This window comes from Kamptonema formosum PCC 10802, assembly GCF_000332335.1.
In the GTDB taxonomy this organism is placed as follows: Bacteria; Cyanobacteriota; Cyanobacteriia; order Cyanobacteriales; family Oscillatoriaceae; genus Oscillatoria.
In genome coordinates, this window is the sequence record NZ_KB235948.1 from 2,028,823 (window position 1) to 2,044,214 (window position 15,392).

Annotated in this window: 8 protein-coding genes and 1 pseudogene; 2 read left to right on the forward strand and 7 right to left on the reverse strand. The window is 51.2% G+C overall.

Features of this window, described 5'->3' with window-relative positions:
• A pseudogene (locus OSC10802_RS0108710) lies at positions 1 to 2,073 on the reverse strand (hypothetical protein); the annotation flags it as partial.
• 412 nt (positions 2,074 to 2,485) lie between these two features.
• On the opposite strand from OSC10802_RS0108710, the gene OSC10802_RS55505 reads away from it, so the two are divergent.
• Positions 2,486 to 2,620, forward strand: a complete 135-nt coding sequence (locus tag OSC10802_RS55505) for a hypothetical protein (protein WP_017716402.1) — start codon at positions 2,486 to 2,488, stop codon at positions 2,618 to 2,620.
• Positions 2,621 to 2,755: 135 nt separating this feature from the next.
• Positions 2,756 to 2,974, forward strand: a complete 219-nt coding sequence (locus tag OSC10802_RS0108720) for a ssr2422 family thylakoid membrane protein (protein WP_017716403.1) — start codon at positions 2,756 to 2,758, stop codon at positions 2,972 to 2,974.
• Positions 2,975 to 3,165: 191 nt separating this feature from the next.
• Here the strand turns inward: OSC10802_RS0108720 and OSC10802_RS0108725 are convergent, their stop codons facing one another.
• The 6 genes from OSC10802_RS0108725 to OSC10802_RS54210 all read right to left on the reverse strand — a co-directional run.
• Complete coding sequence (locus OSC10802_RS0108725) at positions 3,166 to 4,140, reverse strand: hypothetical protein (RefSeq protein ID WP_017716404.1); 975 nt, start codon at positions 4,138 to 4,140, stop codon at positions 3,166 to 3,168.
• 162 nt (positions 4,141 to 4,302) lie between these two features.
• Positions 4,303 to 4,971 (reverse strand): Npun_F0296 family exosortase-dependent surface protein, encoded by a 669-nt coding sequence (locus OSC10802_RS0108730; RefSeq protein ID WP_044170699.1) that lies wholly within the window; start codon positions 4,969 to 4,971, stop codon positions 4,303 to 4,305.
• A 566-nt stretch (positions 4,972 to 5,537) separates the two neighbouring features.
• Positions 5,538 to 9,293, reverse strand: a complete 3,756-nt coding sequence (locus tag OSC10802_RS56945) for a coiled-coil domain-containing protein (RefSeq protein ID WP_232731652.1) — start codon at positions 9,291 to 9,293, stop codon at positions 5,538 to 5,540.
• 109 nt (positions 9,294 to 9,402) lie between these two features.
• Positions 9,403 to 10,422 (reverse strand): hypothetical protein, encoded by a 1,020-nt coding sequence (locus OSC10802_RS39300; RefSeq protein WP_017716408.1) that lies wholly within the window; start codon positions 10,420 to 10,422, stop codon positions 9,403 to 9,405.
• Between the two features lie 101 nt (positions 10,423 to 10,523).
• Complete coding sequence (locus tag OSC10802_RS0108755) at positions 10,524 to 10,967, reverse strand: hypothetical protein (protein WP_017716409.1); 444 nt, start codon at positions 10,965 to 10,967, stop codon at positions 10,524 to 10,526.
• Between the two features lie 65 nt (positions 10,968 to 11,032).
• The coding region (locus tag OSC10802_RS54210; RefSeq protein WP_232731653.1) for a S8 family peptidase at positions 11,033 to 15,392 on the reverse strand (4,360 nt) is incomplete at its 5' end.

Sequence of the window (15,392 nt, forward strand, 5' to 3'; positions counted from 1 at the left end):
ATTTGGCTCAACCGGCAATTCAGCTATGATAACTTCTGGCGCAACAGGATTTGGCTCAACCGGCAATTCAGCTATGATAACTTCTGGCGCAACAGGATTTGGCTCAACCGGCAATTCAGCTATGATAACTTCTGGCGCAACAGGATTTGGCTCAACCGGCAATTCAGCTATGATAACTTCTGGCGCAACGGGTTCCGGCTCAACCGGTAATTGAGTTATCACAACTTCTGGCACAACAGGATTTGGCTCAACCGGCAATTCAGCTATGATAACTTCTGGCGCAACGGGTTCCGGCTCAACCGGCAATTCAGCTATGATAACTTCTGGCACTATGATAACTTCTGGCGCAACGGGTTCCGGCTCAACCGGCAATTGAGTTATCACAACTTCTGGCACAACAGGATTTGGCTCAACCGGCAATTCAGCTATGATAACTTCTGGCGCAACGGGTTCCGGCTCAACCGGCAATTGAGCTATGGCAATTTCTGCTGCAACGGGTGCCGGCTCAACCGGCAATTCAGCTATGATAACTTCTGGCACAACAGGATTTGGCTCAACCGGCAATTGAGCTATGGCAATTTCTGCTGCAACGGGTGCCGGCTCAACCGGCAATTCAGCTATGATAACTTCTGGCGCAACGGGTTCCGGCTCAACCGGCAATTGAGTTATGGTAACTTCTGGCGCAACGGGTGCCGGCTCAACCGGCAATTGAGCTGTTACAACTTCTGCTGTAACAGGGAAGGTTTCAACCGACTCTGAGACTATGGCAACTTCTGGCGCAACAGGGTTTTGCTCCCCCGGCTCATTCCCTGTGGTAACAGAATTTGCTAGAATTGAGTTTTGCTCCCCCGGCTCATTCCCTGTGGTAACTTCTGCTGGAACAGGTGCTGGCTCAACCGATTGAGAAACTGTGGTAATTTCTGGCGCTGTTAGAGGGGGTGATTCAACCGGCTCAACTGTGGCAGCTTCTGGCGCAAAAGGGTTTGGTTCAATTGGCACCTTAGGGGTTGTGGAAGCCGGTGGAGTTTCGTCTGCCGGTTCAGTTGGCTCCTCTATTGTGCCACTTTCTGCACTCCCGACTTCTGGTTTTATCCGCTCGTCAACTATGACAGCTTGCAGTGTGCCAGGTGCCGGTTCTGCTCCAGACTCCTCTGTGATAGTCATTTCGAGGGTGATATATCCGGGAGCGGATGGATCTTCAACTATATCAATATCTATATAAGCCGGTGCCGAGGAAATTTCTGAATGCTCAGCCGTGTCAGGTTGGGAACTGACTGATACCGGCTCGGCGGGCTTTTCAACTATAGCGGATTCGGGAGAGAGTTCCTGCAAATTGCCGGTGAGCGCTGTCGTTCCAGTAGTGTCCAGCACTTGGAAATTGATCTCGCTGTTACCGACTTCGCTGCTGATATCCACCGGCTGTGTTTCGGATGTCACTGGATTTGGCTCTGGTGCCGGTGCTGTTTGACTCTCGGTTGAGGGGGGTGGCGTTTGGGATTCTGATGCCGGGGCGATTTCGGGGTTGCTGGCAGTGTCTGCTGTTCCAGTGCTGTCGCTGGCGCTACCGGCATCTGGGGAAACTGTCTGATTGTCGCCGGTTAGCGGATCTTTGCTCTGAGTGGTTTGTGGATCTGCTGCTACAATAGAAGATTCTATTAGAAGGGATTCTGCGAGTGCCGGTGCGGTGCCGTTATCTAGCGCTGTGCCGGTGAGCGGATCTGCTGAGTTAGATGTGTCTGGGGTGCTGCCGGCATCTCCTGAACTCACGCGCACAGTATAATTTTCTTCGCCCTTGTTTGTGGCGACGCTGATTTGATACTCTCCCGGGGCAATACTGGGTAAATTCAGCCATGACGGCAAAATCCCCAGGGATTCGGCACTGAAGATTAGGGTGTCTTTGCTGTCGAACACCTGCACTTGGGGATTGGCGAGGGTGTTGCTGGTAGACGGAGCAGAAGTTGCCGGTGTGTTGGAGTTGAGGCTGAAGAAGTCGTCGAGTCCGCTACCCCCCAGCAAACCCGCATACATTGAGATCCCACTCAAAAGGTCAAAACCAAGATTTAGATTCGGCATACGCACCCTTTCCCTTTCACTCTCAGCTGGCAAGTAGGAGTGAGTGGCCATAACCTGGGTGTTCAGACGCGACATGTCGCGTATCTACGCGGGTGCCGGATTGGAACCCAGCTCCCACGAGCGCCAAATGGCCTGAACACTTCCAGCAGGAACGGTTTGAGGCTATCTCACAGTTTCCTGGCCCTCTTCTCACCTTCGTGACTCTTTCGCATGAATCCAGTCTACTCAAGCCGGCAGCCGCTGTCAAGATATCGAATGTAAATTTTTTTTACGCTCTCACACGAATAGGGAGCCGGTCTGGCGTGGGCCAATCTGTTTTGGGTTTTGGGTGCCGGTGGGACGGGCCAGGGGGGGCCGGACGGGCTAGGGGGGCCGGCACGGGGGCCGGTTCCTACAATAGTATAATACCACAATGCGGCTAGGTTGCACAAATTATCCCAGTGGGGATAAAGAAACCGGGTTTCTGAACAAAGGGTTCGGGCGAGATGCAAAAGTTATTGCAGAAACCCGATTTCTGCCTTTGGCACCGGCACCGGCGCGGGAATAAAGGGGTAGGTTGAAGAAAGAGAGGGTGTGCCGGCGGTATCGTCCCTTTCTTCCTCCGTCTCCCCAAAGTCCCAATGCCGGTGCTGGAAAATACGGCAATATGATAGAATAGGATTGTCGATTTAAAGTCCCACAAATGACCGGCACACCAGACGAACAGCCAACAATGGCGGATGTGATCACAAAGTTAGATAAGCTATCGAACGAGGTTGACAAGCTATCAACGGATGTCGAAAAATTCAACGAGCGCTTTGCTAACTACCAGCAAGCTATTCAGTGGGTAGTGCAACTGGCTTTTACTCTGATTGCTAGTGCTACGATTACAATCATTATCAGTTCGGTTTTGCGCCGGTAATCTACAGTAGCCGGTCGCTGTATTGTCAAGAGCGCCCCCTGTAGGGATACGGCGCTATCCTCACGGGTGGGGAAATTGAAGGAGCGAGCACTCTCTAGTTAGGTTGCACAAAAAAAAGAGGTGAGGAGGGCACCGGCGCGGGGATAAAGAAACCGGGTTTCTGAGCAAAGATTTCGATAGAGATGCAAAGGTTATTCCAGAAACCCGGTTTCTGGCGTGTTACTATAATTCTCAAATTTCAGTTGCCGCATGCGTTTCAGCAGAGAAGCAATCCCAAAAGCGCCAAAACCTAAAATTCCCAGCACAGGGGAAGGTTCAGGCACAGATTGTTGCTTGGGGTTGTTAATATCGGTGGTGTAACTTCCTGTTGTGAAGCTGGCACCGATGTGAGTTATCTTATCGGGACTGTAGGAATATAGATTCTCAAAGATTTCAATTGTTCTGTTGCCCCCGTTTTCATTGAGAGTATGTTTCCCTACAGGAACTCTTGATGTGGATAGTCCTTGTAAATTATTGGCAAAAAAAGCAGAACCAACAGATCCCGAAGAGAGAAGTAAGTCGCCCACAAAAGAGCCATTTGAGGTAATGTTGTACGCGCCTGTAAAAAGACCATCAAAGCCGAAGTTTGTTAGGATTTGATTGGCGGTATATGCGAAATCATTATGATCTGTACCGATTAAAATGCCACCCCCTTTGTCTTTCAAGGCTAAGGCTTCGGCGATTGTTGCTGCTGTCGCAGAAAGAGTAAGGCTATTGTTCAGCTTATTTCGGAAAAAGAAGGAGCTATCTAAAATGAACTCTGGCTGTTTATTGGCTGCCCAGGTATTTAGTGCGGCTAAGTCTGTTGCGTTGAGAACAGATGTCTTGTAAATGGTTGTATCGAACCAAATCTGGTTATAATATCCGACAGGCTTGGAATTAAGCCAAAACGCCAAATCGCCAGCGACTTGAGTCTGAATGAAATCCACATCGAATAGGGAGCCACCCTGGTAATTGTCCAGGGTATTGGCGATGACGCTGCGATAATTTCCGTAATTTGCAGTCCCCAATCCACGGGTAGAATTAAGGTAAAGAATGTTGTCAGCGGCGGTGGCTGGATTTGCCATTACTATCGCAAGTGTGCCGGTGAACAAAAGTTTGAGCCGGTCAAAAGTTAATTTAGTCATGTTATGGTTCCTTGGTGAGGTTGAGTTGGGTTTTTGGAGGTGAAAGAAACGGGGGTTAAAGAAACCCCGGTTTCTGTAGGGGCGGTGCCCCTGTGCCCGCCCCGCACCCCATGCAAAGATTATCGCAGAAATCCGGTTTCTGGAGTCTAACCTTGCCGGCAATTACTGCTGCTTTACAATTCGCCGCTGCTTCCGCGCTGCAACCATCGCCCCAAAACCCAAGACGCTACCGCAGAAAGTTAAGGGTTCGGGAACAGATGCGGGTTCTGATGGAACAAATCTGTAGGCGTGATTGTCTGTTTCTGCTGCTGGGGATGTTGAAAATATTGAAACTTTATTGAAAGATTCACCTGGCGCTGCAAAGAAGTTTACATAGACACTGGGAACGCTGGAATACCTGGGATCTACAACATTCCCGCCACCAAACAATTTGAGCAAGGTAGACCCGTTATAGAAAGCAATGGTGTTGTACGGGTCTGGTGAACCCAAATATAGGCCAAAGTAATCTATCAACCGAGCAAAAGTAATCGTGACAGAAGACAAGCCAAATGAGCCTACTGTCAGATATCTTGTTGCATCATAGTCCGGTGCGGCATAGAAACCTGACAGATTTCCTGAAACAACTACCGGAGCCGAATAAACAACAGGGCCAGATGTTGGCGCACCCGACTCGAAATCAATTGTTGTGGCTCCGGTAACGCTAGAAAATACTCCTTTTCCAGGAACTAATGTACCTCCCAGAGTGACGTTGAAAGCACTAGCTGGTGTGGCGAAGTTGGCTGCAATAGCGCTTCCCAGCAAAATTATTGATAAGTTTTTCAGGATGTTCATTTTCATTGCCTGTTAAAATAAATATTTTGGTGGGGGTGCAAAGGTTATCGCAGGAACCCGATTTCAGTCGCGAGGATAGAGAAACCGGGTTTCTGAGCAAACATTTCGGGGGAGATGCAAAGGCTATTGCAGAAACCCGGTTTCTGACTTCGGAGTCGCGCATAAAGAAACCGGGTTTCTGAGCAAAGATTTCGGGTGAGATACAAAGGTTATTGCAGAAACCCGGTTTCTGGAATAAACACTGACTGATTGCACGCCACTTGCTGTGCTAAAACTTTTCCAGCCGGCAAAAAGCCGAACCCAAGAGAGGTTAGCAATCCTATGCCTGTGAGCCAGGAATATTGATGTTTCATTTTTTGTCTCCAGATTGAGTTGTTGAGGTTGAAAAGTTTGACTTTGTTGGATTAGCCGGTGTGAGGAATAATCCCCAGGTATTGGCTGCTGCGCCACGAACTTATATGTTCGGATAGTTGGTTGGGGATGGCCAAGGTTTCGTTGAAATTCTGGCCATCCGTACCGTGCGTGCCGGTGGTGGTCGAGACTCGCTGGTAAAAGGGAGTGGGAATTTACGGAGTTCCTACTGGCTGTAGAGTGGGTGACTTTTGAATCCAGGGAGTTAAAGTCAAAAGCAGATCGAGTATGATGTCCTTCAAGTCAGGATTTACTGCTGTCGCCCAATTTTTCAGGGCCTCAAAAGCATTTTTAGGACTCAAAAGATCCTTGGGATCGAGATCCAGCTTTTTGAATATTTGCTGAAAACGATCCTTCAACTTTAAATCTTCCCAATCATCGCCCCAACCTTCTTTGAGGGTATCTATAGCATCTTGCAAACCATTCTTCAATCCCTTTAGTCCCTGAGTTGCGCCTTGGATGAGCTGGGAGATCGCCACTCCTGTATAACCTGCATTTTGCAAAGCATTGGCAATCGGTTCAGCTTTGGTTCCATCCGCAAAAGTTTTTGCAGAATCCAAAGCAGCTTCTAAGATATCTCCCACTCCATTCACCCAATCATGTTCTTTGATAGCTGCGATACCTGAACTGATTTTTTTGGGGGCTTCCGACAAAACTTGCAAAGTATTATCCACGACTTTTTTTACCCATTCAGGCGGACAGTAATTGCTGTTCAGGAAATCTATAATAGTTCCTTTCCATGTCCCAGCAATATCAGCGATTCCTGTAAGCCAACCATTCAAGCTTCCGTCTTTTATAAATTGGTTGTAGACGGTAGTAGCGGTGCTGTTGACATTTCCTAAGAACCCAAACACTTTCGACAGAAACGTTTCATCCTCTTTCCCATCGCAGTTACAATCGGTTGTGGTGAAATTGTGACCGAGTTTGAATACTTCTCCTAGAATCTGAGTGATTCCATTGAAAGAATCTCCACTCTTGATTGTCCTGATAGCGTTGAGGATGGTAACAGGAGTCGTCTTAAGGCTATCAACAACTTTGAAGATGAGGTCGCCACCGGGCAGGCTTTTCAGGATATCGCCTAAACCGTTAGTAGCAGCCCCAGCTAAAGCACCGATAATCTGCAAGGCCCCTAGAATTCCATCTCCAGACATGATGGATTTTGCCCCTTGATAGGCTCCAGAAGCTAGATTCTTTAGAACATCAATGCCTTTTTTGATGTTTTCTAAGGTTGACTTGGCGATCGAAGTACCAAAGACACAGATGCAGTTACCTGCATTCTTGAGGATTTGTCCTAAACCACCACTGATAAAGCTGGCTGCTGTCATCACTCCTTGGAAAATAGCTCCCAGCCAATCTCCATTGATAGCTGCCCAAACCGCTCCAACTATACCCTTAACCAGATTTAAGCCCAGGGCCACTAATGGTGCGAATGGAGCAACAATAAAACTGAGTACACTTAGCACGGTTGAGACAATATTGATGAGCTTTGCCCAAAAAGATTTTTTCCGCGCTTCCCGTTGCTTTTTCCGGTAATCAAGGATTTCCTGAAGAATGCCTTTTGCGGCTTGGGCCAGTTCTTTAGAAATCTCTACTGCTTGGTTGGCATAGGCCACTTTGGTTAGCGCTTCCATTGCCAATGGCGTAAGGATTTCTCGCTCTTCTTGCAAGAGTTTTGCTGTGTCAAGTCCATCAATAAAATCTTGGCTTGCCTGTTGCAACTCTGTATCAGCTTTTTGCAACAGGTCTGAGTCTTGCTGCTCTTCTTGTGCGATTCGATCAATCTCTGCTTTGTACTGATTGCCCTGTAGCATTAAAGCACTCAAAGCGGAGAAAAGATTGTTTTTACTTACCTCTTGTACTTTCCCTTGCAGCGCTAGATAGATGTCCCCCCGCGCCTCTGCCAAAAGCGCCTTGACATCCGCCGGCAAGTCCGGTTGCTCCGATTCCAAATTTTTCAAATTCTCCAGCAGACTCGCCAGCTGGGATTGCAACTGCACCGGCTCCTCTGTCCCCTCCAGCGTTTCCAGCCCCAGCTGTCCCCGCGCCTGATTCAACGCTTGGCGCAGATTGTCCTCCACTTGCAACTGTCGCAACTGCTCAATTCGCGCTTGGGTTTCCAAACGCCGGCGCTCCAACTCCAGCCGATCCCGCTCTTGCCGGTTCCGCACCGCCTCATCAATATCCGCTTCCCGATTCTGGGCAATCTCTTGCTCCAGCTGCGCCTGCGCCAGATTCAACTGTTCCAGCACCACCAGCTGGTTAAACGTCTGCTCCGTCTGCTCCCGAATCCGGGAAATCCCATCCAGCCGCGCCTGCGCAATGGCCAGCTCCTGCTCCTTCGCCTCCCGTTGCGCCTGAGTTTCCGCCACCTTGGCATTAATCTCGCTCAACTGCTGCGCGGCACTTTCCTGCTGCTGTTGCAACACCCCCATCTGCGCCTGCGCCGTTTCCTTCACCGCACGGAACCCATCCGCTTGCGCTTGAGCGCGGCGCTGCAACTCCCGCTGTTCCAGCATTTGCCGGTAATACTGATCCGCCAAAAGCCGGTCTTCCGGACGAGCCAAACCAGGAGTGCATTTGTTGCCCTTATCGCTGGCCAAGTCGCTGTAATCCCGGTAGTAAATCTCAGCCGCCGTGGCCATGTCGTTGTGCTGGGCCACATCCAGCAGCGCCTTCGCCTCTTGATAGCCGGCAGCCGCAGCTGTCTGCAATCGCTGCAAAATGTTGAACTCCAGGGTATTGACTTCTTGCTGCTTTTGTGCTGCTTGCAGGGTGTAGTTGGCATTCAGCTGCGTCGCCTCCAGCAGCGCTTTCAGAATCGCCTGGTGCTCCTTCGCTTGCTTGAGGTGCTCGTCATTCTGCGCCAGCAAGTCCGCTTGCAACTGCTGCAGCGGTGCGGTGAGCGCTTTGCTGGCTGCTTCCGCTTGCTCCGCGAGGCGCTGGGCTTCCGCCAGAGCGGCGCGAGCGTCCTGTAACTGCTGTTGCAGGTTGTTGGTGTCCGCATCTGGGTCGTTGATGTAGGCGTCCAACAGCCGCTGTTCGGCAAGAATCACCTCATTTTGGGCCGTCAGCAGGGTGCGCTTCTGGGTGAGCGCCGCCTGCTGGGCGCTCAGCACCGCAGCTTTGTTGCTCGCCAGCTGCAAGGATTGGTCGAGTTGGGCCAATTTGGCTTGCAATTCCGCAAGTTCATCGCCGGTTGCTGCTGGGATTTCAGCGGCGAGCTGATCCCGGTACTGTTGCAGGTTCTGTTGCAGAGACGCCACCTGTCGCGCCTCCGCATCCAGCGCCACAGTCTGGCGCTCCACCCATTGTTCCGTCTCAGCAAGCTGCTGCTGGGTTTCGATGGCTTGCCGGTTCAGCTCGCCGCGACGCTGCAGGACATCCTCAATCGCTTGCCGGTAATCTTCCGCATCCGCGTCATAGTCCGCCCACTCCTGCTGCACCTTGGCATTTTGCGCCTTGGCTTCCGCCTCAGCTTGCTCCAACTGTTGCTTCAGGGTTGGCAAAAGGGTTTCCAAGGATTGCAACTGCGTCTGAGCTTGGGGAATGTCCGCCCGTGCAGCTTCCAGCTGGGCGAAGAAATTCCGGGCTTCTCGGACAGCCGGGTTAGCTTCATTCGCCGCATCATTCGCCTCAATCCACTGATTCTTCAGCGGTTCCAGCCGGTCTTTTTCCTTGCGCCATTTATCGGCTTCGGCGAGATGGGCGTATCCCTGCGCCCGCAACTGGGGAGCTAGCTTAGAATAGGTATTCCAAGTAATCCAGTTATCGTCGCCGCCGTGCTGCAACCATTGTTCCCAAACCAAGGACACCAGCCAAAAAGGTTGATGGTTCGGGAACGGACTGGGCAATTTCTTCAGGCTCATCCCAGGCAATGCTGACGCGATTTTGCTGCGTGTCATCTCAGTCATCGTAATCGTAGGATTGGGGGTTGATAGGGAACTGGTAAGAAGCAATAAACCGGGCAAAAAATCCTGATTATAACATACTAAACCCGGTTCCTGGGAGGGGCGACCGCAGTTATTCGGACGCTATTTTGCTGACCTGGGGTGACTTGCGAGCGATCTGTTTGCCGATACTAAAAGCAGCACATCCTAATAAACCCAAGGTGGCAGTCGGTTCGGGGACTTTTGTCGGCTCGCCATTGCCTGTTTGCTTCAAGGCTTCTGTGGCTTTAATTTCTACAAAAGCCGCACTAAATGACTTAGCCGTGTCGCCGCCAGCACGAAGCATATTTAAATCCCACGCAGCGCCACTAACCGTTGAGTTGCCGGTTGCCCAAGCCAGGTTTACGTAGTCCGCTTTAGTCGTTCCGAAACTTCTGTACGATACCCCAGCGCCGCTGGCAATGGTTGTAAATCCCCCCTGACCGTCAGTGAGGAACGCATTACCTTGCGCGTCAGCGCCAATCGCTTGCTGTCCATTTTCACCGGTTAGTTGATGGTTGACGACAACATTGAGCAAAGCGTTTTTTTGTTGCAGACCGCTGAGTATGCTGTTAAAGTTAAGGCTCCCATTGCCATTGTCACGGTCTTCATCGCTCACTAAGACAAAGTTAACAGCAGCGCCCTCGCGAAAGGAGTAATTGTTCAAGGCATAGTTAATCGCAGAATAACCATCTTCAAAGCTGCCATTTGAGACGAGGTAACGAGTGGCGTTAGCAAACTCATAGGCGCTGCCTAATAAGCTATAGCCCACTGGTATCGAGCGTTCTAAACTTCCATAAGTCACTCCAATATTTCGATAAAAGCTACCTCCATAATAGCCTCCAAAGCCAAGAAGACCGTAGCGGTTTTCTTCAAAACCACTGCCAACACCTTTCGCTTGAAGAGCCGCTTCTAAATTCCCAATCGTTGACCCTAACCAGGAATGTTCGCCCGCCATAGAGCCAGACTCGTCTACGATAAAAACAAAGTCAGCAAAACTGGCAGCTAGAGCCGATGGCGCGAGCGCTACAGTGAATGCCAACGCCGCACTAATGGGGAAAGCTTTTTTGAAGCTGTATGCCAGATTTATAGGTTGAAAGAAGGGAATTTGCATGAAAATTCAATCCTTGTAAGTAAAAATAGACAAAAAACTGGTGTTTGAGGGTTGGTTCCCAGGGATGACCTGGGAACGCTTTTCCCCTCGCAAAAGCCGATTTACACAGTCCCACTAGCCGCTTGCTGTTGTTGCTGAATCAAAGATTGCAGCTGTTGCTGTTGCGTTGCCATCTGCTGCTGAGTTGCAGCAATGTGAGGTTGCAAAGCAGCAGATAGCTGTTGCGCCTGCTGAGCAGCTTGATCTCGATATTGAGCCGCAGTATTAGCAGCCTGTTGTGTGGCATTCCGGTTGGCTTCCGCCTGTGGGTTGTATATCCACCCGTAAACAGGTTGCCAATTTGGAGTCCACCAATACACCAAACGCCATCCCCACCACCAAATCCATCCCCAACTCCACCAGCCGCGATCTTCCCAGGCGACAAGTCCCCAAGTGTGGATTTGGCTATTCCAGTAGTAGGCTTGATTTTGGTAATCTTGACGCTGCTGTTCAAACCAGTTGACCGCTGCATAGGCTTCGTTTATTTGAGCTTGGTAATTTTGCAAGGCTGACTGCTGTTGCTGAATCTCAGATTGCTTGGCTGCAATCAGATTCTGGAAGTCAGCCTGGGTTAAAAAAAAAGGCTGTGGTACTGGTCAGGAACACCGCCCGGTTCGTTGATCAAGAAGTTGCCAATAATGTCTTTGTCCTGTTCTGTAAGGTTTGGGCTGTTAAAAACGCTAGCAACCTTCAGAATGCCATCCGGATCGCCCTCCATGATGGGTCGCCCGTAAGGGCTAGTAACTCCATTCAGCAAAGCATTCTTCAGCGCCTCCTTCTGTTCGGGTGTGACTGTCAGGCTATTCCAAGCGTCTTTGACTGCTTGCGGGACATAGGAATTAGAGGGATTAGTCCCATCGAAGAAGGACTTCCAGGTTGGGGGAACCCCATCCAGCAGTCTAGGCCCGAGTTGATTCTGCTGCTCTTGGGTCAGGCTATTCACAGCGCTAAGGAGAACCGATATTTTATCAGGATCGCCGTTGAACAAAGGCTTGTACTTGTCAGGAAGCCCATTCAGCAGGTACGATTTAAGATCGGTTTTCTGTTGGGCGGACAACTTAGTCCAAGCAGTCTGTAGTGCGTTAATTTTTGCGACCATTGGGTCTTCTTGAACTACCACAACCTGCTGCTGCGGCTCCGGCTGCTGTTGCTGCTGTTGCTGCTGTTGCTGCTGCTGCTGCTTCTGCTTCTTGAACCACCAAATCGCCCCACCTACAGCAGCACCCACCAGAGCAATGCCGCCCAAAACTACACCTATTTTGCCCAAGATAGGCAAGCAAACGAATTTTTTGGCCACTGAGGCGATAAAGCTACCAATCTTTTGAAGAACAGGAATCGCTTTCTGAACAAAGCTGACGACTTTCTGGACAACACTGACAACTTTCTGAACAACACTGACAACTTTCTTGACAAAGCTGACTACTTTAGATGCCGCTTTTTTGACAAAATTCTTAACTTTTTTCCAAAAACCCGCAGCACGTTCTTCAGGAGTGGCTGAACCATTCAGCGCTCCCAACCCAGATAACATCTCAGCACTGTCAGCAGTGAAGGTTTCCCCCTTGGTAGTGAACGCAGCTTGCACCGCCAGTCCCAAATTCAGCAAACCGGCACCGGTTTCCATATCCCAACCGGGCGTGTGCAAGTCCACCGCCGTTGCTTTCAGAATTTCTTTCACCTGAGCGGCATTTAAATCTGGATTGGCTGCCCAAACTTGCGAAGCTGCACCCGTGACTTTGGCCGCCGCAATGGAAGTACCGGCTATGGCATCTGCACCCAGCTCCGTCTCTCCACCGGCACCCACGTCTCCGAGAGATTCCAAGGTTTTTTGCAGCATTTTCTGAGTCGCTGCAAAGGCTTTCGCTTCCTCTTCCTCAGAAAGCGCCGGCATGTTATCGCTGGAGCCGTCCGACTGCTTCGTCAGCTTGTCCACAAGTTCGATTTCTTCAGCAGTTAACCCGGCAAATAAATCCAGTTCCTGGCTGCCGGTGGCGGTTGTGGGGTCGTCCAGCCGCGCCCCATAAGCCATAATATCCAACCCTTTACCATAACTGGAATAATCAGCACGATTCGCTGCTTCATCCGCCGCGCCGACGGTGATGATATTGTTAAAATGCTCCGAAGCTTGCCCCAAAGCTGACATCACCGCTGTGCCTTGGTTGCCAGCCGCCACGACAATCAGCACATTATTATCGCGGGCATATTTCAAGGCGTCAATTTCTTCTTGGGTAAATTCCGTGCGCGTCGTGACGGAACCATCGGGATTTTGCTGAGTTAAATCGAAACTGAGGTTAACCACCCCATTGGGCTGACCCGACTGTTTGGCCGCATCGACAAAATCCACCAGAGATTTCGCCCACTCCCCAGAACCCACGGCGCGTCCTAACCAGATGGGGGCGTCGTCATTAACGCCATCAATGCCCACATTGTTGTTTTGGGTGGCGGCAATAACTTCTAGCACTTTCGTGCCGTGATCGTCGCCTTCGCCTTCCGCCAGCAAGGGGTTGTCATCGCCATCTATGTAGTCTTTTCCTGCAGTAATCCGACTCTTATCAATGTCAGGGTTGTTGGCCGCAAAACCCGTGTCTATGACCCCGACTAAAGGCTGAGCTTCCTGGGAAAAATTAAATTTGTCTGCCAGCGCGTTAACATCCGCAAAATCGTCCCCTGTTAACTCGGCAAATGCAGCCTCAATTTCGGCATTGAGTTGGGAAATCAGGTCATCTTGTTCCTGTTCCGTCGGCGCATCAGGAGCGGGTTCTTGTGTGGCGCTGGGGTTGGTTGTAATTTCTGCCAGGGTGTTTTGCAGCTGTGTCAATACCGTACCAAGTTCGGGAACTAGCTCGCTATTGATTTCTTGACTAATATCCCCAACAATTGCTCGCTCCACTGGGTCAGCTTCCCCGGATAGTGGGACGGGTTCAGCAGCCACTGGGTCAGGTTCAGGGTAGGGTTGAAGTTCAGATTCAGGTTGAAAAGGCGCAGTTACCTTCGCCAGGTTAACCGCCGCCGGCATATTCAGCAAACCGGCACCCGTTTGAGCGTCCCAATTCGGCTGACCCAGGTCAGTAGCGGTGTTCTTAACAATATCCACAACTTGCCGATAATTCAGTTGCGGATTTGCCGCCCACACCTGAGAAACCGCACCCGTAACTTGAGCTGCTGCAACCGACGTTCCCGCCATATTGCCGGTACTTGTCCCCACCGTAGACAGCACGGGATTCGAGCGAGTGCCGCCTTCTGCTACAATATCTAATGCCTCACCCGTACCGGAATAATCGGTTTTGCCACTGCGGTTTCCTGAACCGACAGTGATGATATTGTCAAAGTCCAAACCAGCATTTCCGAGGGCTGAGATTTGTTGAGGATCGTTGCCGGCAGCAACCACCACCAGGACTTGATTCTGCTGCGCGTAAGCGAGAGCCTCTTTTTCCGCATCAGTCAGCTGAGATCGCGGCACAACCTGACCTTGGGGAGTGGTTTCAGTCAGGTTTAAATTGATATTAACAATCGCATTGGGTTGGGCGGATTGCTTTGCGACATCCACAAACTCTTTGAGAGATTCCGCCCATTTATCGGAAGTCGCGGGAGCGCGACCAACCCACAGTGGCGCATCATCATTAATGCCATCAATGCCGGTGTTATTGCCTTGAGTCGCGCCAATAATCCCTAAAACATGGGTGCCGGGTGCGCTGCCTTCAGCCGGCAGCATCAAAGGATTGGCATCACCGGCAACCCGGTCCTGTCCCAAGGTAATCCGCGAATAGTCAATATCGGGATTGTTCGCAGTGAAACCTGTGCTGATAACCCCAACTAATGGCTGATTGGCTACAGGAAAGTCGAATTGCACCGGCGTTGGAGCGGGTTTGGCAACAGCAGGTGTTCCAGTTGCCGGTTGTGTCGGGGAAGTGGTAGTGGAAGTAGGTGCGACAGTTGCCGGTTGTGTCGGGGAAGTGGTAGTGGAAGTAGGTGCGACAATTGCCGGTTGTGTCGGGGAAGTGGTAGTGGAAGTAGGTGCGACAGTTGCAGGTTGTGTCGGGGAAGTGGTAGTGGAAGTAGGTGCGACAATTGCCGGTTGTGTCGGGGAAGTGGTAGTGGAAGTAGGTGCGACAATTGCCGGTTGTGTCGGGGAAGTGGTAGTGGAAGTTACGACAGTTGCCGGTTGTGTCGGGGAAGTGGGAGTGGAAGTAGCGGCGACAGTTGCCGGTTGTGTCGGGGAAGTGGTAGTGGAAGTAGGTGCGACAGTTGCCGGTTGTGTCGGGGAAGTGGTAGTGGAAGTTACGACAGTTGCCGGTTGTGTCGGGGAAGTGGGAGTGGAAGTAGCGGCGACAGTTGCCGGTTGTGTCGGGGAAGTGGTAGTGGAAGTAGGGGCGACAGTTGCCGGTTGATCCACGATTGCCGGAATATCTGCCGGTGGTGCAACAGATGCCGGTTCATCCGGAGTTGCGGTAGTATCCACCGGCACCTCAACTGCCGGTTGATCCACAATTCCCGGAATCTCTGCCGGTGGTGCGACAGTTGCCGGTTGATCCACGATTGCCGGAATGTCTGCCGGTGGTGCAACAGATGCCGGTTGATCCACGATTGCCGGAATATCTGCCGGTGGTGCAACAGATGTCGGTTCATCCGGAGTTGCGGTAGTATCCACCGGCACCTCAACTGCCGGTTGATCCACGATTGCGGGAATGTCCACCGGCACCACAACTGCCGGTTGATCCACAATGGCGGGAATGTCTGCCGGTGGTGCGACTGATGCCGGTTGATCCACAATTGCCGGAATGTCTGCCGGTGGTGCGACAGATGCCGGTTGATCCACGATTGCCGGAATGTCTGCCGGCACCTCAACTGCCGGTTGATCCACAATTCCCGGAATCTCTGCCGGTGGTGCGACAGTTGCCGGTTGATCCACGATTGCCGGAATGTCTGCCGGTGGT

Excerpts from the sequence above, each read along its gene's own strand:
- OSC10802_RS55505 (WP_017716402.1), top strand. The coding sequence starts at position 2,486 with ATGCGGCTAGGTTGCACAAATTATCCCAGTGGGGATAAAGAAACCGGG.
- OSC10802_RS0108720 (WP_017716403.1), top strand. The coding sequence starts at position 2,756 with ATGACCGGCACACCAGACGAACAGCCAACAATGGCGGATGTGATCACA.
- OSC10802_RS0108725 (WP_017716404.1), bottom strand. The coding sequence starts at position 4,140 with ATGACTAAATTAACTTTTGACCGGCTCAAACTTTTGTTCACCGGCACA.
- OSC10802_RS0108730 (WP_044170699.1), bottom strand. The coding sequence starts at position 4,971 with ATGAACATCCTGAAAAACTTATCAATAATTTTGCTGGGAAGCGCTATT.
- OSC10802_RS56945 (WP_232731652.1), bottom strand. The coding sequence starts at position 9,293 with ATGACTGAGATGACACGCAGCAAAATCGCGTCAGCATTGCCTGGGATG.
- OSC10802_RS39300 (WP_017716408.1), bottom strand. The coding sequence starts at position 10,422 with ATGCAAATTCCCTTCTTTCAACCTATAAATCTGGCATACAGCTTCAAA.